Source organism: Williamsia herbipolensis (genome assembly GCF_000964005.1).
GTDB lineage: Bacteria > Actinomycetota > Actinomycetes > Mycobacteriales > Mycobacteriaceae > Williamsia_A > Williamsia_A herbipolensis.
On sequence record NZ_JXYP01000011.1, the window covers coordinates 259200 to 277868 of the forward strand.

Here is an 18669-nt window from a genome sequence, read left to right on the forward strand (position 1 = left end):
CATGGCCGACACCGCGATCACCACCACGGCGACCGCGCAGGGGCTGTGCGATTTCGTCGACGCCTCCCCGTCGCCGTTCCATGTGTGTGCCACGGCGGCAACGCATCTGCGCGACGCCGGCTTCACCGAACTCCACGAGGCGCACGCCTGGCCCACCGAACCCGGTGCGCACTTCGTGATCCGCGGCGGGTCGCTGATCGCCTGGGACGCCCGCGACGCCGGCCCCGCGTTCCGCATCATCGGAGGTCACACCGACAGCCCCAACCTGCGCCTCAAGCAGCACCCCGAACTGCGCTCGGCGGGCCTGCGGATGGTCGGTCTCGAGCCCTACGGCGGGGCGTGGCTGAACTCCTGGCTCGACCGCGACCTGGGTCTGTCCGGGCGCGTGGCGATCCGCCGCGGCAGCACGATCGAGCAGCGACTCATCCGCGTCGACGACCCGATCCTGCGGGTGCCGCAGCTCGCCATCCACCTGTCCGAGGACCGCAAAGGCGTCACCCTCGACCCGCAGCGACACGTCAACGCGGTGTGGGGCGTCGACACCGGCGACAGCCGCACGTTCCTCGAGACCGTCTGTGCGCGAGCCGATGTCGATGCCGCCGAGGTCCTCGGCTGGGAGTTGATGACCCACGATCTGGCGCCGGGCGCGGTCGTCGGCGCCGACGGTGACCTGATCAGTGCCCCCCGATTGGACAACCAGGGCACCTGCTACGCCGGTCTGCGCGCCCTGCTCGACGGCGCGACCGGTGCGGCCCACACCCGCGTTCTCGCGCTGTTCGACCACGAGGAGGTCGGCAGCGCGTCGGATCGCGGGGCGGCATCGGACCTCCTGATCTCGACGCTGGAACGGGTCGTGGCCGGGCGCGGCGGCGACCGTTCGGAGTTCCTCCGCACGATGGCCTCGAGCGTGTGTGTCTCCGGCGACATGGCCCACGCCACGCATCCGAACTACCCCGACCGTCACGAGCCCGCCCACCGCATCGCGGTCAACGGTGGCCCCGTGCTGAAGGTGAACCAGAACCTGCGCTACGCCAGTGACGCCGGCGGCGAGGCCCTGTTCGCGCTGGCGTGTGAGCAGGCCGGTGTGCCGCTGCAGCGGTACGTGCACCGCGCCGACCTGCCGTGCGGATCGACGATCGGGCCGATCACCGCGACGCGGACCGGTCTGTCGACCGTCGACGTCGGCGCCCCGCAGCTCGCCATGCACAGCGCGCGTGAACTCATGGGTGCCGCCGACATCACCTTGTATTCGGCTGCGCTGCAGGCGTTCCTGTCACCCGTTTGACGCGTCGATCCCGCGGAGCTCGCCGCCGATCAGGGCCTGCTCGGCGCGGCTGAACAGCCACGCGAGGGCATCGGGATCGTCGGGGAGGGTGATCTGCTCGTAGCCGATGAGCAGGTACAACGACCACTTCGCGAACATGTCCGCGCCACGGCGGTCGCCGAGGATGTCGAACGCGGCGTCCGACAGGGCGGCGATGCGCTGCGCGTCGACCTCCTGCTGCACGGCCTTCACCTCGGGGTCGAGGCTGCTCCACGTGCGGATCGCGGCCTCCGCGCGGTACGGCAGCGACAGTCCGATCGCCCGCAGCGCATCGATCCGCGCGCGTGGATCCGACTGGGCGCGAACACCTTCCACCAGCAGCGTGGTGCTCTCGGTGTGCCAGTGCGTGATGAGCTCGCCGGTGTAGGTGCCCCAGTTGGCGAAGAAGTGATAGAAGCTGCCCGAGGTCACCCCGAGGCGGCGACAGACCTCGGCGAGCTTGAGTCCGCCGTAGCCCTGGTCGGCCAGGACCCCCAATCCGGTCTCCAGGTACGCCTGGCGCGAGGTCGTCGATACCACCCACTCAGCCTAGACGCCATAAGTTGACTTATGTTAGTGTGACCCACGCCACCACAATCAACCGGAGGTCGACGTGAGTTTCCGCAGTTCCGACGAGGTCGCCACCTACATCGGGGGCATCTTCGAGACCGCCTTCGCCGACGCCGAGCTGGGCCCCAAGCTGGCCGAGACCGGCATCGTGCTCGAGTTCGACTTTAGCGAGCCCGAGACGCATCTGGTCATCGACACCACCACGGGATCGGTCCACAACGGCCGAGACGGCGCCCCGCAACCGGTCGCGACGATGTCGATGACCGCCGACGTCGGCAACGCCTACTGGCAGGGGAAGGTGAACCTCCCGATGGCCATGGCGAAGAAGAAGATCAAGGTCGAGGGCAACGTCGCGTCGCTGCTGGAGATCGCACCGCTGTCGAAGAAGTTGTTCCCCACCTACATCGAGCGCCTCACCGCCGACGGCCGCGACGATCTGCTCGTCTGACCCCACCCCCAGCACTCTCCAGAAAGACCACCATGAGCGCACCCACCGCCGATCGCACCTTCCATCCCGACACCATCTCGCCGCTGTCGTTCTGGGCCGGCACCGCCGCCGACCGCGAGGCGACCTTTGCCCGCCTGCGCGCCGAGGCGCCCGTGAGCTGGCATCCGCCGGTCGAGGGTGCGCTCATCCCACCCGAGCAGCCGGGTATCTGGGCGGTCGCGCGTCACGCCGACATCGCCTACGTGTCCAAGCACCCCGAACTGTTCACCTCCGGACAGGGCGTGATGGTCGAGGAGGTGCCCGAGGAGATGCTCGAGGCGGCGATGTCGTTCCTCGCCATGGACGGCAAGCGACATTCGCTGCTGCGGCGGCTGGTGAGTGCGGCGTTCACCCCTCGTCGTGTCGCGGCGATCACCGAGCAGATCGAGAACCAGGCCCGCACCATCGTCGACGATCTCCTGGCCACCGACTCGGGTGACTTCGTGGCCCAGGTGTCCAAGCGACTGCCGATGTGGACCATCTACGAGATGATGGGCCTGCCCGCCGAGCACCGCGAGGAGGCCGCGCACCACGCCGACGGCATGGTCTCGTGGAACGATCCCGACGTCGCCGCGGGCCGCGAACCCGGCGAGGTCCTCAACGAGTCGCTGGTGGCCCTCCTCGGCCTGGCCCTCGATCTCGCCGAGGCGCGCCGCGCCGATCCCCGCGACGACCTGATGACCAACCTGGTGGAGGCCGAGGTCGACGGCGAGCACCTCACCGACGAGGAGATCGCGGCGTTCTTCGTGCTCCTGTCGGTCGCCGGCAACGACACCACCCGCAACACCATCAGCCTCGTGGCCCGCGCGCTGCAGGACAATCCGGACCAACGTGCACTGCTGGCCGACGACTTCGAGGGCACCGCCGCCACCGCGCTCGAGGAGTTCGTCCGGTATGCGACCCCGGTGATGACGTTCCGGCGCACCGCCGTCGTCGACACCGAACTCGGAGGGCAGCAGATCAAGGCCGGCGAGTGGCTGCTGCTGCTCTACCCCTCCGGCAACCGCGACGACGAGGTCTTCGACTCCCCGGACTCGTTCGACCTCACACGGTCGCCCAACCCGCATCTCGGGTTCGGCGGTGGTGGACCGCACTACTGCATGGGTGCCTTCCTGGCGAAGACGCAGCTGCGAGAACTGTTCGGCCAGTTGCTGTCCCGTGCACCCGGGCTCACCCTCGGCGACCCCGAGTACCTCGTGGGCAACTTCGTCCACGCCGTCCGATCCCTGCCCTACACCCTGGAGAAGTGATCGTGATCGACCTGGCCGGAAAGAGTTTCGTCGTCACCGGGACGGCGTCGGGCATCGGTCACGTGGTGGCCACCAAGCTCCTCGACGCGGGCGCGCTCGTGCACAGTCTCGACCGCAACACCCCCACCGCGGCGGTCACCTCGCACATCGAGGTCGATCTCGCGAACCCGCGCAGCATCGACGCCGCGGTCGAACAGCTCGACGGCGAGTTCGACGGTCTGATCAACGTCGCGGGCATCCCCGGCACCGCACCGAGCGACCTCGTCCTCGCGGTGAACGCACTCGCGGTGCGGCACCTCACCGAGGCGATGTTCGAGCGTCTGCGGTCGGGCGGCTCCATCGTGGTGGTCTCGTCGATCGCCGGGTCGAACTGGCCGCTCCGACTCGAGGCCGTGCGTGACCTTCTGGCCACCGACACCTTCGACGAGGGCGCCGCCTGGTTCAAGGCCCACCCGCAGGAGGGCAACGCCTACAACTTCTCCAAGGAGGTCGCCACGGTCTACGCGATGTCGATGTCGTTGGCCCTGGTGGAGATGGGGCTGCGCATCAACGCGGTACTGCCCGGACCTGTGGAAACGCCGATTCTGCCCGACTTCGAGGAGTCGATGGGCAAAGATAATCTCGACGGCGTCCGGGGTCTGCTGGGCCGACACGCCCAGCCCGACGACATCGCCGACGCGATCATCTTCCTGGTCACCGACTCCGCACGCTGGATCAACGGCCACGGGTTGGTCGTCGACGGCGGTCTCAGCGGGGGCATCCTGACCGGCGTCGTACCGGCACCCGAGATCTGAGAAGGACCCACCATGGCTGCACCCACCCTCCCCACCACACCCGTCGTCGAACCGGTCGACCCGACGGTGCTCTCCGAGCTACGCCGGTACCACGCCTCCGGGGTGACCCGAGACATCGGTTGGCGCACAGGACAGTTGGAAGCCCTCGAGCGGATGCTCGACGAGTGTGAATCCGACATCGTCGCCGCGCTGGACGCCGACCTCGGTCGCGCCGGGTTCGACGCGTGGCTCGGCGACATCGCCTCGACCAAGGGCGAGGCCACCTACGCCCGCAAGAACCTGAAGAAGTGGATGAAGCGACAGAAGCAGTCGCTGCCCCTGGCGCAGCTGCCCGCGAGGGGCTGGGTGCAGTACGAGCCGCTCGGCGTGGTGCTCGTGATCGGCCCGTGGAACTACCCCGTGTACCTCACCCTCGGCCCCCTGGTCGCGGCGATCGCGGCCGGCAACTGTGCGGTGCTCAAGCCCTCGGAGATGGCGCCCGCGTCGTCAGAGCTGCTGGCGCGCATCGTGCCGCAGTACCTCGACACGAAGGCCCTCCGGGTGATCGAGGGTGATGCGTCGACCACACAGGACCTCCTCGCCATGGGCTTCGACCACGCCGTGTTCACCGGTGGCACCGAGGTCGGCAAGAAGATCATGGCCGCCGCGGCCCCCACGCTCACCCCGGTGACCCTCGAACTCGGCGGCAAGAGCCCCGTCTACGTCGCCGCCGATGCCGACCTCGACGTCACCGCTCGCCGGATCGCCTGGACCAAGCTGCTGAACTCCGGCCAGACCTGCATCGCGCCGGACTACGTGCTGGCCGACCGATCGGTGGTCGACGAACTGGTGCGCAAGATCGGCGAGACCATCGCCGAGTTCCGTGCCGACAAGACCGAGCCGACGGTCAAGATCGTCAACGCCCGCCAATTCGACCGGCTGTCGGCCTATCTCGACGCCACGACGGGTCGCATCGCGCTCGGTGGCGGCGTCGACCGCGAGAACCTCCGCATCGAGCCGACCGTGGTCGTCGACCCCGACCCCGACGACGCCGTGATGGAGAACGAGATCTTCGGGCCCATCCTGCCAATCCTCACCGTCGACTCACCCGACGCTGCGATCGCCTTCGTCAACGCACGCCCGAAGCCGCTCGCGAGCTACGTCTTCACGTCGTCGAAGGCGCTGGGGCAGAAGATGATCGACGCCATCCCGTCGGGTGGCGCGGTGGTCAACCACATCGCGATGCACTGCCTGATCCCCAGTCTCCCGTTCGGCGGCGTCGGCGCGAGCGGCATGGGCGCCTACCACGGCCGATGGGGTTTCGAGGCGCTCAGTCACCGCAAGGCGGTGCTGGCCAAGCCGACGAAACCCGATCTGTCGCTCATCTATCCGCCGTACAGCGACCGCGCGGTCAAGCTGCTGCGCCGGATGCTCTGAGAGGGGAACGGTCGTGCACGTGACGGTCGATCGGGACATCTGCTGTGCGTCGGGCAACTGCGAGATGGCGGCGCCGGCGGTGTTCGAGCTCGCGGATTCCGGCGAGGTGCAGGTCGACGACGCCGCTGTCGAGGCGAACGTCGACAGCGTGCGCCGGGCGATCAGCGAATGCCCCACCCAGGCGTTGACCTTGATCGAGTGATCCGCCACCGCGGCGGCGCGGTCTCGTATCCTGCCGACATGAACCTCGCCGGCGCGGTGATCTACGTGTCCGATCTGGACGGTATGCAGCGGTTCTACGCCGACTGCCTGGGCTGGACCGACGTCGACCACGGCGAGGGCTACCGCGGTATGGCGTCGTCGGCGGGTCTCGTCACGCTTGTCCGTTCACCTGATGCGACACCGTCCGCCGTGCCCGCCCCGCGTCGCAGCGAGACGGCGATCAAGCTGACCGTCGAGGTGGACTCCCTCGTCACGGCACGCGAGCGCATCACCGCCGCGGGCGGCACGGTCGCGCCCGCGTCGACCCAGTGGTCGTTCCGTGGGGCCACGCACTGCGACGCGGTGGATCCCGAGGGCAACGTGATCGGGTTGATCGAACCCGACTAGTACTGCCCCATGTAGAACCGCACGCCCTGATCGTCGCGGCATTCCGCGACGGTCGCGTACGGCATCCGCTCGGGTTCCGAGATCACCTCGCCACCGGCCTGTCGGACGCGGGCGACGGCACCGTCGATGTCGTCGACCGCCCACATCGCGACGGCCGCGTGCGTCCGTGCACCTCCCGCGATCCCGATCTGCGGTCGGGCGTCGTCGACCTCCCAGCCGTCGTCGATGCGACCCGCGGTGAACTCCCACCCGAGGACCGACCCGTAGAAATCGCGGAGCACACCGCTGTCGGGGGTCTCGACGGTGAGGTAGGTGAGCTCGCCGTGTCCCGACGGGTGCAGCGCGCCCCGCGGCTCGTCGACGTCGGGGACGTACACCGCGAACCGGGTGCCCTGATCGTCGACGGCGTCGAGCGACCCGGGGTGCCCGCCGGGCTCGGTGACATCGCGGCCCCCGGCCGCGACGATCGCCGCACGGGTGGTGTCGAGATCGTCGACGGCGTACACGCAGAACACGGTGCGCAGGTCACCCAGGCTCGAGATGCCCAGCCGGTGACGAAGGTTCGTGACCTGACGGGTCTCGGGGTCGTACCGCCAGCCGAGCACCGCGCCGTAGAAGCGCACCGCGGCCTCGACGTCGGGCACGCACAGCGACGGGTAGATCAGGTCGCCGCGGCGCGCCCGCGAGACGGCCTGCGATCGTGTCGGGCCCGTGAGCATCCACCGATGTCCGAACGGGTCGATGATCGCTCCGGTGCGGGATCCGTGGCCCTCGTAGGGTTCCCGCTGCACCGTCGCCCCACCCGCCCGGGCCGCGGCGACCGCCCGATCGGTGTCGGGCACCGCGAGCATCAGGCTCACCGACACCGCTCCCGGCGCCGGCGCGGCCAACCCGAGATCGGGGGAGGTCTCGGCGAGATACACCACGCCACCGCCGATCTCGATCTCGGCGTGGCCCACCGACCCGTCGTCCATCGTGATCGGCTCTCCGCGCAGGCGACCACCGAGGACGCCAGTGTACCACTCGATCGCGGCACGTCCGTCACCGACGGTGAGGTACGGCAGCGCGCCCGGTCGCTCCACGACAGGGGAACCGGCTGTGGCCGAGGGGGTCTCGTCGAGGGTGATGGACATGTCGATTCCTTCCGGGAGGGCGGCGCCCTGTTCGAGGCGGCTTCGCAACCGGCGGCGGAAGTCCGTCGACGGGTCGAGCGGTGTGTCGTCGGCGCGCAGGACGGCGAACGGATCACGGCCCTCGAAATGGGTGGTCACGACACGCCTCCTCTCGCGGTCGGGGCGCCCGGATAGTGGGCGCGGAAGTCGCGCTTCGCGCGGGTCAGCAGGGCCTCGGTCGCCGACACGGTCCGGCCCAGGTGCTCGGCGCAGTCGGCGACGGTCAGGTCGTCGACGTAGCGCAGGGTGAGCACCGCCCGGTGCAGCGGCGTGAGCCGGGCGAGCACGTGTTCGGCGACCAGACGGTCGAGTTCGGCGTCCCAGCCGTCGTGGACGGTCTCGGGTACGTCGGCGACCGGTGTCGCGGTCCGCGCGGAGCGACGCCAGTGATCGGCGAGCTTGTGGCGGGCGACGCCGACCAACCACGCGGTGCCCGCCGACGGCATCGCACCCCTTCGCGCGGCGTCCATCGCGGCGAGGAACGTCTCCGAGGTGAGGTCCTCGGCCACGGCGGTGTCACGACACCGCCGCAGGAGGTATCCGTAGACGACCGGCACCGCGTCGTCGTAGATCTCGAGGAGCGCGCCCGCGCCCGATCCGACACTCACATCCCCATAGTCGTCGGGCGGCGCGGAAATCCGGCGGAATCGGAGGCGACCCGTAATCTGGGCCGCGTGGCGCACGGTCCGTTGATCCGACTGCTCGGCGACGCGATGACCATCCCACTGCGGGTCGGCGGGCTGCTCACGCGTTCCACCGACGACGTCGGCGTGCTGGCCCCCGATCAGGAGATCGACAACCCGGCGCCGCCGAACAGCGCCCACGAGCGGCAGAAGATCGCCTACAACTTCTTCTCGGGCATCGGCCCCGAGATCGCCAACCCCGGCGGCGCGCTGCCGGGAGCGAACCGGTGGGACGAGGCCGTCGACCCCGCCCACCCGAGCCCGGTGATCCTCGTCCACGGCACCGGCGGGGGCGGCCAGACCAACTGGGGCACCTATGTCCCCCTCCTCACCGCCGAGCGCTATGCGGTGTTCACCCTCACCTACGGCGCGCTACCCCATCTGCCGTGGCCGCTGTCGGCGATGGGTGGGATGACGGCGATGGAGGACAGCGCCGCCGAACTCGGTGACTTCATCGACCGGGTGCTGGCCTCGACCGGTGCCGACAAGGTCGACATCGTCGGTCACTCGCAGGGCACGCTCGTGCCGAACCACTACGCGAAGTTCCTCGGCGGGGCCGACAAGATCGACAGGTATGTGTCACTCGCACCGCTGTGGGAGGGCACGAGTGCCTTCGGGGCCGGTCTGCTGCACACGGTCGACCTGCGTCTGGGCATCGAGCCGCTCAAGGTGTTGCCGTGCCGCGCGGTGTCGCAGATGACGATCGGGTCGGCCTTCCTGGCCCACATGAACGCCGACGGCGGGCCCTACGTCCCGGGGATCCGCTACACCAACATCTCGACACGCTTCGACGAGTTCGTCCGCCCGTACACCAGCGGCCAGCTGCCGGCGACGGCCGACGACCAGGACGTCACCAACATCGTGGTCCAGAGCAACTGCACCCAGGATTTCTGCGACCATCTCGGCATATGCGGGTCGCCCCGGTCGGCGCGACACGTCCTCAACGCACTCGATCCCGACCACACCGAGGAGGTGCCATGCGTGTTCGTCCCGCCGTTCTTCGGCTGACCGCTCTCGCGACACTGCTGATCGCCCTCGCAGGCGTCGCGACACCGGCGACCGCCGCCCCACTCCCGGTCACCTACGACTTCTTCGCCGGTGCCCGCGCGGAACTCGCGAACCCCGGCGGCTCGTTGCCCGGTACCAACGACTTCGGCTGTCGGCCGACTGCGGCGCACCCCGAACCGGTGATCCTGGTGCACGGCACCGGCGGCAACCGCCAGACCAACTGGGCGACGCTCGGGCCGGTGCTGCACAACGCCGGATATTGCGTGTTCGCGCTGACCTACGGTGCGCTGCCGGGCACGCCCTATCCGCTGAACCAGTTGGGCGGGCTCACCAGCATGATCCCCAGCGCGCGGCAGCTCGCCTCGTTCGTCGACCGGGTGCGGTCGGCCACCGGTGCGGCGAAAATCGACCTCGTCGGTCACTCCGAGGGAACGCTCATGCCCGAGTGGTACGTGCGGTACCTCGGTGGCGCGCAGTTCGTGAACCGATACGTCTCGCTCGCCCCGTACTGGAAGGGTCAGGACCAGACGCCCTACCTGCATCTCGAATCGGCAACGCGCGCACTGGGACTGAACCCGAAGACGGTCCTGCCGTGCCCGGAGTGCGCCGAGGAGCAGTACGGCAGCCCGTTCATGCGACAGATCAACGCCGGCGGCACCCCGTACGCGCCGGGGGTCACCTACACCAACATCATGACCCGCCTCGACGGCATCGTGGAGCCCTGGACCGACGGCTTCGTCCCCGGACCGCGCACCACCAACATCGTGGTGCAGGACACCTGCGCCGCCGACCACTCCGACCATCTGTCGCTGGTGTCGTCGCCGCGGACCGCGGCCCTCGTGCGCACCGCGCTCGATCCCGCCCATCCGGTGCCCGTCCCGTGCGTGCCGGTGGCCCCGGGCCTGCCCGGTTGACCGATGAGTTCGGCCCGCCCGCCGAGTCAGTACCGGTATGGCCACAGCAACGATCTCCAGCGCACTGCTCTCCAGCGACGATCCCGCCCGACTCCGTGACTGGTACGCGTCGGTGTTCGACGCCGCGATCGAGCACGTCGGGGACGAACCCGGATATGACCCCGGTGAACCGGTCGTCTACTCCGTCGATCTGGACGGCTTCTACCTGATGATCGACGCCCGCGACGACGTCACCGGCCCGGCGCGCGAACCCGCGCGCCTCATCCTCAATCTCGAGGTCGACGACATCCACGCGACGGCGGCCCGCGTCGACGAGCTCGGCCACGGGTGGCTCGCCCCCGTCGAGGACCGGAACGGCAGCTGGTTCGGGACCGCGACCGACCCCGACGGCAACCTCGTCCAGATCATCGCGCTGAGCGAGGCCATGGTGCGCGACGCGCAGGAGGCGTCGATGACGCCCTTCAGCGGGTTCGCCGTCCGCGACGTCGACGCGGCCGCGGTGTTCTACGGCGACGTCCTCGGGCTCCGTGTGGCGCGATCGGACTCCGGGATGCTGACGCTGCACCTCGACCGCCGCACACGCGTGCTGGTGTACCCGAGCGACGATCACCGTCCCGCCTCGCACACCGTGCTGAACATCCCGGTGGCCGACATCGATTCCGCCGTCGACGATCTCGTGGGCCGCGGCGTCGCCATCCTGCGCTACCCGGGCATGCCGTGCGACGACAAGGGCATCATGCGCGGTCGGCAGGTGGGCATGGGCCCCGACATCGTGTGGTTCGCCGACCCCTCCGGCAACGTGGTGTCGATGCTGCACTGAGCGGAGGTCGACCCCGTGTTCGCTATCCTCGGCGTCCGTGACGGTCGCAGCGATGGAGCGGTTCCAGATCCCGCTCTATCTCGCCGCACTCGCCTGCGGCGCGGTGGTGGGCCTGGCCGTCCCCGGCGTCGGCCCGGTGGCGGGTCACGCCGTGACCCCGGTGCTGATCGTCCTGCTCTACGCCACGTTCCTCGCCGTCCCGTTCGGACGGATCGGCGCCGCGGTCCGCGACGGCCGCTTCCTGCTCGGGGTGGTCGTCCTCAACTTCGTGGTGGTTCCCGCGGTCGTGTTCGCGCTGACCCGCGTGGTGGCCGACGACCGACCGGTCCTGATCGGCGCGCTGCTGGTGCTGCTCACGCCGTGCATCGACTACGTGATCGTCTTCAGCGGGCTGGCCGGCGGCGCGTCCGACCGTCTGCTCGCCGCGGCACCGCTGCTGATGCTGCTCCAGCTGTTGCTGTTGCCGCTGTACCTCTGGGCCTTCGTCGGGTCCGACATCGTCGACGTGATCGACATCGCCCCGTTCGCCGAGGCGTTCGTGCTGCTCATCGTGGTGCCGCTGGTGCTCGCCGGCATCACCCAGTCGGTCGCCCGCAGACGGCGGGCGGGTCGGGTCGTCACATCGGCGATGGCGGCGGCGATGGTGCCGATCATGATGGTCACCCTCGCGGTCGTGGTCGTCTCCCAGATCGATGAAGTCGCCGACCGGTGGTCGTCGCTGGTGCCTGCGGCGCTGCTGTTCGTCGCCTTCCTGATCGTGATGCCGTTCCTCGGCGCCGGTGTCGCCCGGATCGCCCGATACGACGTGGCCGCGAGCCGTGCGCTGGTGTTCTCGGGAGCGACCCGCAACTCGCTGGTGGTCCTGCCGCTCGCCGTCGCGTTGCCGGCCGACCTCGATCTGACGCCTGCGGTCGTGGTCACCCAGACACTCGTGGAACTGCTCGGGATGGTGATCTACGTGCGGATCGTCCCTCTGCTGATCGGCGGCTCGGCGAAGCACGCTGCCGTCATCGGCGCATGAGAAGATGTTCCGCGTTCGTGGTGTGGACGCCCGGTCCTCCGGGTGCGGGAGAAGGTGGAGGGGACATCGACGTGGGTCCGGGAACGCGACGGCGCTGGCTGCGCACAGCGGCCTCGCTGACGGCGATCGTCGGGGTGGCCGCGCTGGTGGCGACCGCGGTCGGATGGTCGACGTCGGATTCGACGACCGACGACGAGGCGATGTCGCCGATGCCGCGCAGCGTCACCGCCGAGGGCCCGCTGCGCTACGTCGCCCTGGGAAGCTCCTATGCCGCGGGACCCGACGTCGGCGACCTGATCGACGCCCGCTGCCTGCGCAGCCGCGACGACTACCCGCACCGGGTCGCCGCCGATTGGCGCGCCGACCTGACCGACGTGACGTGCTCCGGTTCGACCATCCCCGACATCCTCGATCGAGCGCAGCCCGGCCGGGCGTCGGAGCCGCAGATCGACGCCGTGCACCCCGACACCGAGCTGGTCACCATCACCACCGGCGGCAACGACCTGCGCTACATCGGACGTCTCACCGAGATCAGCTGCACGAACGCGCTGGCCGAGCCGGTCAAGCTCGACGGCAAGAGGTGTCGGCCCGGACGGCCGGCGCCACCACCGACGCCCGGCGACTACGACCGCCTGCGCGCGTCGATGATCCGACTGGTCGACGCCGTGCGGGCCCGTGCCCCGCGCGCGGTGATCATGATCGTCGACTATCTGCCGGTGCTCGACGCGCAGGCGACGACATGCCCGGTGATCCCCCTCGACCCGCTGCAGGCGCGCCAGACCGCCGACACCTTCGCCGCCCTGACCGCGACGACGCGTGCCGCTGCGGAGGCGTCGGGTGCGACCCTCGTCAACGCCGCGGCCGCCGGCGCCGATCACACGGCGTGTTCGGCGTCGCCCTGGGTGTACGGCTTCCGCCTGCCCCTGCCGTACCACCCGAACGCCGAGGGACGCGAGGCGATGGCCTCGCTGGTTCTCGACGCGCTCGAGACCTCGGGGCTCCGTCGCGCCACGATGCCGAGTTGACCGATCGCGGTCAGGCCGCGGCAGGGATGTCGTCCGAGCGGCGCTGCTTGAGCAGCACCCACGCCGACGACGCCGTGAGCAGCAGGCCGGTCCCGAACAGGGCCGACCCCGCCAGCGGCGAGAAGGTGCAGTGCACGGCGAGGCCCGCGGCCATCGTCAGCACGCCCACCGGCAGTGATTTGGCCGGCGTCTGGGTGCGCCAGTCGAGGGTGCTGCGCCCGGTGGTGATGAGGCTGATCGGACTGCGACGCAACACCTCGACGATGGCGATCGTCATCGCGACGACCGCGGCGTAGGCCAGCACGATCTCGAGGCCCGTGGGTGCGTGGATGTCCTCGAGCACCGTCGGCTGCACCACGCTCAACGCCACCGCGTGGGCGAGATAGATGCCGAACGAGCGGTCGGCGGCGGTGCGCATGAACCGCGCCGCGATCGACCCTGCCCGGCGTCGTTCCTGCCAGATGGTTCCGATGCAATAGAGCATCGCGATGATCGCGATGTAGGCGAACGTGTTGTGCAGCATGAACACGTTGGTCGCGCGGAACATCGACTCGCCGCGGTCGATCAGCTCCAGGAAGTAGATCAGCGTGGCCGCGATGACGATCGCGCCGACGCCGAGCACCGCCCACCGGAACCGCTTCGTGAATCGGCTGAACGCCTCGAAGTGCATCGCGGCGAGAGCGCCCGAGAGGATGAAGAACTGGTAGGGGAGCAGGGTGATCTCGAGGTGCCGCCACAGCACACCGACGGGTCCCTCGACCAGGAAACCGTGCTGCGGTCGCACCATCAGGTAGAGCAGCACCGAGTGGAACGCGAAGCTCGCGACCAGGAGGTAGCGGTGGTAGCCCCAGGTCTTGCGCATCACCCACAGCAGCGCCGGGAAGATCGCGTAGATCTGCATGCTCACCGACAGGAAGTACAGGTGGTACCAGGCGCTGCCGGTGATGAGGTCGTAGACGAGGCTCTTGGCCGCCAGCCGGGCCGCGTCGAGCGATGCCACGGTGTCGGCGATCCCGGTGAGCCCGCCGCCGAGGTAGTGGCCATAAAGCCAGTACAGAAGGCTCCACACCAGGAACGGCAGGCCGATCAGCTTGTAGCGCCGACGCCAGAACGGCCACGCGTTCAGTTCGCGATTGCGGTACTGGTAGGTCAGCACGAAGCCGGTGAGCGCGAAGAAGCCGTAGCGGGTGTAGCGGAGCAGCGTCTCGATGGCTCCGGCCGCGACGTTGGCCGGTGCCGCGACGCCGAGCATGACGTGGTCGAGGATGACGCCACCGAAGGTGACCAGGCGGACCAGGTCGATCTGATGCAGGTGCTTGTCCCGCGTGACCGGCGGTGCCGCGACCTCCACCGGTTCGGCGGGGTCGGCGGCGGTTGTCGGGTCCGGGTCGGTGGTGTCCGTGTCGGGGGGTGTGCGACCCGACGGGACGTCAGTGGGAGAAGCCATGATGAACCGAGACGATACTGCGCGATCCTGTGTGTGCCGGGCGAGCCACGCCTCAGGAGCTCAGGTGTCGCCGGAACTCCCGCGGGCTGACGCCCCGCTGCCGGGTGAACGCGGTGCTCAGCGCGAACGCGCTCCCGTACCCGATCTCGTGGGCCACCGACTCGTGCGTCCGCGTGGGATCGGCGAACAGATCGGCGGCCAGCGTGAGTCGCCACTGCGTCACATAGGTCATCGGTGCGGTCCCGACGAGCTCGGTGAACCGGCGCGAGAACGCCGACCGCGACATCCCGGCCGTGGCGGCGAGGGTCGTCACGGTCCACGGGTGTGCGACGTTGTGGGCGATCAGCCGTAACGCCACTCCCACAACGGGATCGGACTGCGCGGCGTACCACCGAGGGGTCGGTGCGTCGGGCCGGTCGAACCACGATCGCGGTCCCGTCACCAGCACGAGATCGAGCAGCCGGTTGAGCACCGCTTCCTGGCCGGGTGCCTCGCGGCCCATCTCGTCGTCGAGGACCGCGGTCAGCGGGTTGTCGGCGCCCGGGATCACCGTCGCGCGGTCGACCGCATCGAGCAGACGCGCGCTGACCTCGCCCTCCACGGCGTAGGTGCCGATGAGCATCTCGGCGTCGGGGTGGTGCCCGGGTTGTGCATTTCCCCACGTCCGGACACCCAGGGACATGTGATCGGGCAGGGTGGCGCCGTTCTCGGTACGGCAGACGCCGTCGGGATGGATCACCGCGGTCAGGGCGGTGCGGTCGCTGTCGGTGTGGTCGGCGAACACGTACGGATCCGGTCCACGCAGGATCACGATGTCGCCGGCGCTCGCCCGCAGTCGCGTCCCGTCGTCGTAGGTGATGGTCACCGCGCCGGTGGTCAGCACCACGACCGTCAGGGGCGCCTCGTCGCGCACCCGCAGCGACCACGGCGAGGTCATCACCACCCGCAGCAGGAACGCGCTCTGGGTGCGCGGGCCGTCCAGCAGCCCCGACATCGAGTCCATGAGGACGATTGAACATGTTCACGGCTCGTCTGACCATGTTCTGTGCCATCCGGGTCGGGTGGAATCGTTGCCATGGCAACCACAGCACGCATCACCGACGCACTCCTCGTCCTCGGCGTCACGACCTCCGGGCTCGTCCGGCCTGTTCTGCGCCTTCGCCTACGCGGTGATGCCCGGTCTGCACCGCACCGACGACCGCACCCTGGTGGCGGCGATGCAGAAGATCAACGTCGCGATCGTCAACCCGGTGTTCCTGCTGCTCTTCTTCGGGGGACTGGTGGTCGCCGCAGCCGCGGCGTGGCTGAGTCGTGGGCAGTCGATCGGACCCTGGGCGATCGCCGCGGCGGCGCTCTACCTGGCGGGGATGATCGTCACCCTCGCCGCGAACATCCCGCTCAACGACCGGTTGGCGGCGGCGTCCGGTGTCGACGCCGACAGCGCGCGGGCGGCCTTCGAGACGGCCTGGGTGCGATGGAACACGCTGCGCGCGGTGCTCCACACCGCGGGGTTCGTCGTGCTCGCAACAGGACTGGTGGCCGGCCGGGCATAGTGGGGTCATGCCCACCGAACAGATCAGGGCCGGAGTCCTCGATGTCGCCTACGAACGGCACGGTGCCCCCGGAGGCCGCGCAGTCGTTCTCGCCCATGGCTTCCCGTACAGCCCGCGCAGCTTCGACGATGTGATCGAACGCCTCACCGACGTCGGCGCCGATGTCGTGGTGCCCTACCTGCGGGGATACGGCCCCACGCGATTCGTGTCGCCGGACGTCGTCCGCTCGGGACAGCAGGCGGCGCTGGCCCACGATCTGCGCGACCTCATCGGCGCCCTCGAGCTGGAGCGGCCGCTGGTCGCGGGCTACGACTGGGGAGGACGCGCCGCATGTCTGGTGTCGCTGCTGTGGCCCGAGTCGGTGTCAGGGTTGATCACGGTCGGCGGCTATAACGTCCAGGACATCGCGACCGCCTCGACGACCCCGGCGCCGCCTGCTCTCGAGCGCCGCGCCTGGTACCAGTACTACCTGCACTCCGAACGCGGTCGGGCAGGGCTCGCCGAGTACCGCTCGGAGATCGCGCAACTGCTGTGGACCGAGTGGTCGCCGACGTGGCGGTTCGGCGACTCCGAATTCGCCTCATCTGCTGAGGCTTTCGACAATCCCGACTTCGTCGACGTCGTGGTGCACTCCTACCGCCATCGCTACGGCCTCGTCGACGGTGATCCCGCCTACGACGCCACCGAGGCCGAGATCGCCCGTCCGGGAACGATCGACGTACCGACCGTCGTCGTCGAGGCCACCGAGGATCCCATCGAGGCCCTTTCCGCCTCCTCCCGCGACCACGCCGCGCATTTCACCGACCTCCGCGACGTCCGCCGCCTCGACTGCGGACACAACCCACCCCAGGAACTGCCCAGCCTCTTCGCCGATGCGGTGCGCGTCCTGCTGTGACCGGGATGTCGGCAGACGAGGGTGGTGGACCAGATGACAAGCACGCCGAACTGATTGTGGATAAACGGTATTCGTGTTTTTCGGTTGTCCACAGACGTCGGGCGGCGGTGGCCGTTGTCGGTGGCGGCCGGTAGTATCGAACACATGAGCGACGGGGATGGGGAAGCGACAACAGCTGTGCTGCAATCCTTCCTGTCCTCGCTGTCTGACCTCCCCGCTGCCGGTGACGAGACAGAATCGATCGATCGCATCGCCGTTCTCGAGGCGATCAAGGCGGGATGTGCTGCAGCGCAGGCGGTCGAGACGATGCGACTGGAAGAACTTCGCCGCGAGGCCGAGTCCGCAGCGGGTGTGCCGGTGGCGCGGCAGGGTCGAGGACTGGCGGCCGAGGTGGCGTTGGCACGTAAGGCGTCGGGGTCTGCCGGTGGTCGATATCTCGGGTTGGCGCGAGCGCTGATGCGCGAGATGCCGCACACGCGTGCGGCGTTGGCGGCTGGTGCGCTCACCGAGTGGCGGGCGACCATTCTCGTGCGGGAGACCGCACACCTCACCCCGCGTGATCGCGGCGAGATCGACCGCCGGTTGTGTGCCGACGTGTCGGTGTTCGAGGGTGTCGGGGATCGGGCGTTGGACGCCGAGGTGAAGCGGCTTGCCTACGAACTCGACCCGCAGGCCGTCGTCGACCGGCACGCCCAGGCAGCGAAGGATCGCCGCGTGTCGACCCGGCCGGCACCGGACGGGATGGTGCGGCTGTCGGCGCTGCTGCCGCTGGTATCCGGGATCTCGGTGTACGCGTCACTGAAGAAACACGCCGACGCCACCGTCGGTGCCGATGACCGCACGCACGCGCAGGTGATGGCCGATGCCCTCGTCGAACGGGTGACCGGTGCGGCGACGGTCGATGCGCTGCCGGTGGCGGTGAGCGTCGTGATGTCCGATGAGGTGCTCCTCGGAAGCAACGGTGCGGCTGCCCATGTGACCGGGTACGGCCCGATCCCCGCCGACACCGCCCGCGACATGGTGGCCACCAGTCTCGACGCTGACGCGGCCACCACACTGCGGCGCCTGTACAAGGCTCCGTCGAGTGGCGCGCTGGTCGCGATGGACTCCACCGCGCGCCTGTTCCCGACCGGGCTGAAACTGTTCCTCGACCTGCGTGACGAATCGTGTCGGATTCCCTATTGTGATGCCCCGATCGCCGAATACGACCACGCCGACCCACACTCACGAGGTGGTGACACCTCAGCCGCCAACGGCGGCGGGATGTGCCTGGCCCATAACCGGGCCAAACAGAATCCCGGTTGGCAAATGACCACCGCAGATCACACCGACACCACTCGCCACACCTCGACCGTCACCACACCCACCGGGCACAGCCACCTCTCCCGTGCGCCCGCACCACCGGGCCACCACGATCAACCCGTCAGCCTCATCGAACAACAGCTCCGAGCGCTACTCGACGCTGCTTAGCCCGGATTGTTCACGAGAGTTGAGGTCGTTCGGCGTGTGAAATGACGGAAGTGCCTGTCCAGCAGGGATAATGGTGATTGCTGAAGTCAACATTTTTCCGAACTGGGAGGCACTCCGTAGGTGAAGAGTACATCGTGGTCATCGGGCTTGTCGGTCACATCTGGTGGGCGTGGCGTGATTGGGCATGCGGGAACCGTGCTGATCCGATCGATCGCTGATCGAATGGGCCTGA

Annotated in this window: 20 protein-coding genes; 15 read left to right on the forward strand and 5 right to left on the reverse strand. The window is 69.1% G+C overall.

Annotation, left to right across the window (positions count from 1 at the left end; all coding sequences use genetic code 11):
• Position 1 precedes the first annotated feature (1 nt).
• A complete protein-coding gene (locus TU34_RS05280) occupies positions 2 to 1285 on the forward strand; it encodes a M18 family aminopeptidase (RefSeq protein ID WP_045821775.1) in 1284 nt (427 codons plus the stop codon).
• Here TU34_RS05280 and TU34_RS05285 read toward each other — a convergent pair.
• Positions 1274 to 1843, reverse strand: a complete 570-nt coding sequence (locus TU34_RS05285) for a TetR/AcrR family transcriptional regulator (protein ID WP_045821776.1) — start codon at positions 1841 to 1843, stop codon at positions 1274 to 1276. The two genes, TU34_RS05280 and TU34_RS05285, sit on opposite strands and share 12 nt — an antisense overlap.
• A gap of 73 nt (positions 1844 to 1916) precedes the next feature.
• Between TU34_RS05285 and TU34_RS05290 the strand changes: the two genes are divergently transcribed.
• Genes TU34_RS05290 through TU34_RS22260 form a run of 6 tightly spaced genes read left to right on the forward strand, consistent with a single transcriptional unit; the run spans position 1917 to position 6429 of the window.
• Positions 1917 to 2321: an SCP2 sterol-binding domain-containing protein gene (locus tag TU34_RS05290; protein ID WP_045821777.1), complete on the forward strand. Its 405-nt coding sequence runs from the start codon at positions 1917 to 1919 to the stop codon at positions 2319 to 2321.
• 32 nt (positions 2322 to 2353) lie between these two features.
• Positions 2354 to 3610, forward strand: coding sequence for a cytochrome P450 (locus TU34_RS05295; protein WP_045821778.1), 1257 nt, complete (start codon positions 2354 to 2356; stop codon positions 3608 to 3610).
• A 2-nt stretch (positions 3611 to 3612) separates the two neighbouring features.
• Positions 3613 to 4404: a coniferyl-alcohol dehydrogenase gene (locus TU34_RS05300; RefSeq protein ID WP_045821845.1), complete on the forward strand. Its 792-nt coding sequence runs from the start codon at positions 3613 to 3615 to the stop codon at positions 4402 to 4404.
• Between the two features lie 12 nt (positions 4405 to 4416).
• Positions 4417 to 5820, forward strand: coding sequence for an aldehyde dehydrogenase family protein (locus TU34_RS05305; RefSeq protein ID WP_045821779.1), 1404 nt, complete (start codon positions 4417 to 4419; stop codon positions 5818 to 5820).
• A gap of 13 nt (positions 5821 to 5833) precedes the next feature.
• Positions 5834 to 6022, forward strand: a complete 189-nt coding sequence (locus TU34_RS05310; protein ID WP_045821780.1) for a ferredoxin — start codon at positions 5834 to 5836, stop codon at positions 6020 to 6022.
• Between the two features lie 38 nt (positions 6023 to 6060).
• Positions 6061 to 6429, forward strand: coding sequence for a VOC family protein (locus TU34_RS22260; RefSeq protein WP_150116399.1), 369 nt, complete (start codon positions 6061 to 6063; stop codon positions 6427 to 6429).
• Here TU34_RS22260 and TU34_RS05320 read toward each other — a convergent pair.
• Both TU34_RS05320 and TU34_RS05325 read right to left on the reverse strand, forming a co-directional pair.
• A complete protein-coding gene (locus TU34_RS05320) occupies positions 6426 to 7700 on the reverse strand; it encodes a VOC family protein (protein ID WP_045821781.1) in 1275 nt (424 codons plus the stop codon). The two genes, TU34_RS22260 and TU34_RS05320, sit on opposite strands and share 4 nt — an antisense overlap.
• Positions 7697 to 8209, reverse strand: a complete 513-nt coding sequence (locus TU34_RS05325; RefSeq protein WP_045821782.1) for an RNA polymerase sigma factor — start codon at positions 8207 to 8209, stop codon at positions 7697 to 7699. Before TU34_RS05325 ends, TU34_RS05320 begins: the two co-directional genes overlap by 4 nt.
• Before the next feature lie 66 nt (positions 8210 to 8275).
• Here TU34_RS05325 and TU34_RS05330 point away from each other — a divergent pair, with 66 nt between their 5' ends.
• From TU34_RS05330 to TU34_RS05350, 5 genes are all read left to right on the forward strand, one after another.
• The gene (locus TU34_RS05330) at positions 8276 to 9292 is read left to right on the forward strand and encodes an esterase/lipase family protein (RefSeq protein WP_238981171.1); all 1017 of its coding nucleotides are present in this window, start codon (positions 8276 to 8278) and stop codon (positions 9290 to 9292) included.
• On the forward strand, positions 9262 to 10206 hold the full coding sequence (locus tag TU34_RS05335) for an esterase/lipase family protein (RefSeq protein ID WP_045821783.1): 945 nt from the start codon (positions 9262 to 9264) through the stop codon (positions 10204 to 10206). Before TU34_RS05330 ends, TU34_RS05335 begins: the two co-directional genes overlap by 31 nt.
• Positions 10207 to 10243: 37 nt before the next feature.
• Entirely contained in the window at positions 10244 to 11026 is a 783-nt protein-coding gene (locus tag TU34_RS05340; RefSeq protein ID WP_045821784.1) for a VOC family protein, read from the forward strand.
• A gap of 52 nt (positions 11027 to 11078) precedes the next feature.
• Positions 11079 to 12047, forward strand: a complete 969-nt coding sequence (locus TU34_RS05345; RefSeq protein ID WP_045821848.1) for an arsenic resistance protein — start codon at positions 11079 to 11081, stop codon at positions 12045 to 12047.
• Positions 12048 to 12118: 71 nt separating this feature from the next.
• The gene (locus TU34_RS05350) at positions 12119 to 13072 is read left to right on the forward strand and encodes an SGNH/GDSL hydrolase family protein (RefSeq protein WP_045821785.1); all 954 of its coding nucleotides are present in this window, start codon (positions 12119 to 12121) and stop codon (positions 13070 to 13072) included.
• Positions 13073 to 13082: 10 nt separating this feature from the next.
• Here the strand turns inward: TU34_RS05350 and TU34_RS05355 are convergent, their stop codons facing one another.
• Positions 13083 to 14519: an acyltransferase gene (locus tag TU34_RS05355; RefSeq protein WP_045821786.1), complete on the reverse strand. Its 1437-nt coding sequence runs from the start codon at positions 14517 to 14519 to the stop codon at positions 13083 to 13085.
• Positions 14520 to 14571: 52 nt separating this feature from the next.
• Complete coding sequence (locus TU34_RS05360) at positions 14572 to 15522, reverse strand: AraC family transcriptional regulator (RefSeq protein WP_045821787.1); 951 nt, start codon at positions 15520 to 15522, stop codon at positions 14572 to 14574.
• Positions 15523 to 15589: 67 nt separating this feature from the next.
• On the opposite strand from TU34_RS05360, the gene TU34_RS05365 reads away from it, so the two are divergent.
• From TU34_RS05365 to TU34_RS05375, 3 genes are all read left to right on the forward strand, one after another.
• Complete coding sequence (locus TU34_RS05365; protein WP_238981172.1) at positions 15590 to 16072, forward strand: anthrone oxygenase family protein; 483 nt, start codon at positions 15590 to 15592, stop codon at positions 16070 to 16072.
• Between the two features lie 7 nt (positions 16073 to 16079).
• The gene (locus TU34_RS05370; protein WP_045821788.1) at positions 16080 to 16967 is read left to right on the forward strand and encodes an alpha/beta fold hydrolase; all 888 of its coding nucleotides are present in this window, start codon (positions 16080 to 16082) and stop codon (positions 16965 to 16967) included.
• Between the two features lie 144 nt (positions 16968 to 17111).
• A complete protein-coding gene (locus tag TU34_RS05375) occupies positions 17112 to 18437 on the forward strand; it encodes an HNH endonuclease (protein WP_082079876.1) in 1326 nt (441 codons plus the stop codon).
• The last annotated feature ends 232 nt before the right edge of the window (positions 18438 to 18669 follow it).

Excerpts from the sequence above, each read along its gene's own strand:
- TU34_RS05295 (WP_045821778.1), top strand. The coding sequence starts at position 2,354 with ATGAGCGCACCCACCGCCGATCGCACCTTCCATCCCGACACCATCTCG.
- TU34_RS22260 (WP_150116399.1), top strand. The coding sequence starts at position 6,061 with ATGAACCTCGCCGGCGCGGTGATCTACGTGTCCGATCTGGACGGTATG.
- TU34_RS05335 (WP_045821783.1), top strand. The coding sequence starts at position 9,262 with ATGCGTGTTCGTCCCGCCGTTCTTCGGCTGACCGCTCTCGCGACACTG.
- TU34_RS05375 (WP_082079876.1), top strand. The coding sequence starts at position 17,112 with ATGAGCGACGGGGATGGGGAAGCGACAACAGCTGTGCTGCAATCCTTC.
- TU34_RS05355 (WP_045821786.1), bottom strand. The coding sequence starts at position 14,519 with ATGGCTTCTCCCACTGACGTCCCGTCGGGTCGCACACCCCCCGACACG.
- TU34_RS05360 (WP_045821787.1), bottom strand. The coding sequence starts at position 15,522 with ATGGACTCGATGTCGGGGCTGCTGGACGGCCCGCGCACCCAGAGCGCG.
- TU34_RS05305 (WP_045821779.1), top strand. The coding sequence starts at position 4,417 with ATGGCTGCACCCACCCTCCCCACCACACCCGTCGTCGAACCGGTCGAC.
- TU34_RS05370 (WP_045821788.1), top strand. The coding sequence starts at position 16,080 with ATGCCCACCGAACAGATCAGGGCCGGAGTCCTCGATGTCGCCTACGAA.
- TU34_RS05340 (WP_045821784.1), top strand. The coding sequence starts at position 10,244 with ATGGCCACAGCAACGATCTCCAGCGCACTGCTCTCCAGCGACGATCCC.
- TU34_RS05345 (WP_045821848.1), top strand. The coding sequence starts at position 11,079 with ATGGAGCGGTTCCAGATCCCGCTCTATCTCGCCGCACTCGCCTGCGGC.
- TU34_RS05280 (WP_045821775.1), top strand. The coding sequence starts at position 2 with ATGGCCGACACCGCGATCACCACCACGGCGACCGCGCAGGGGCTGTGC.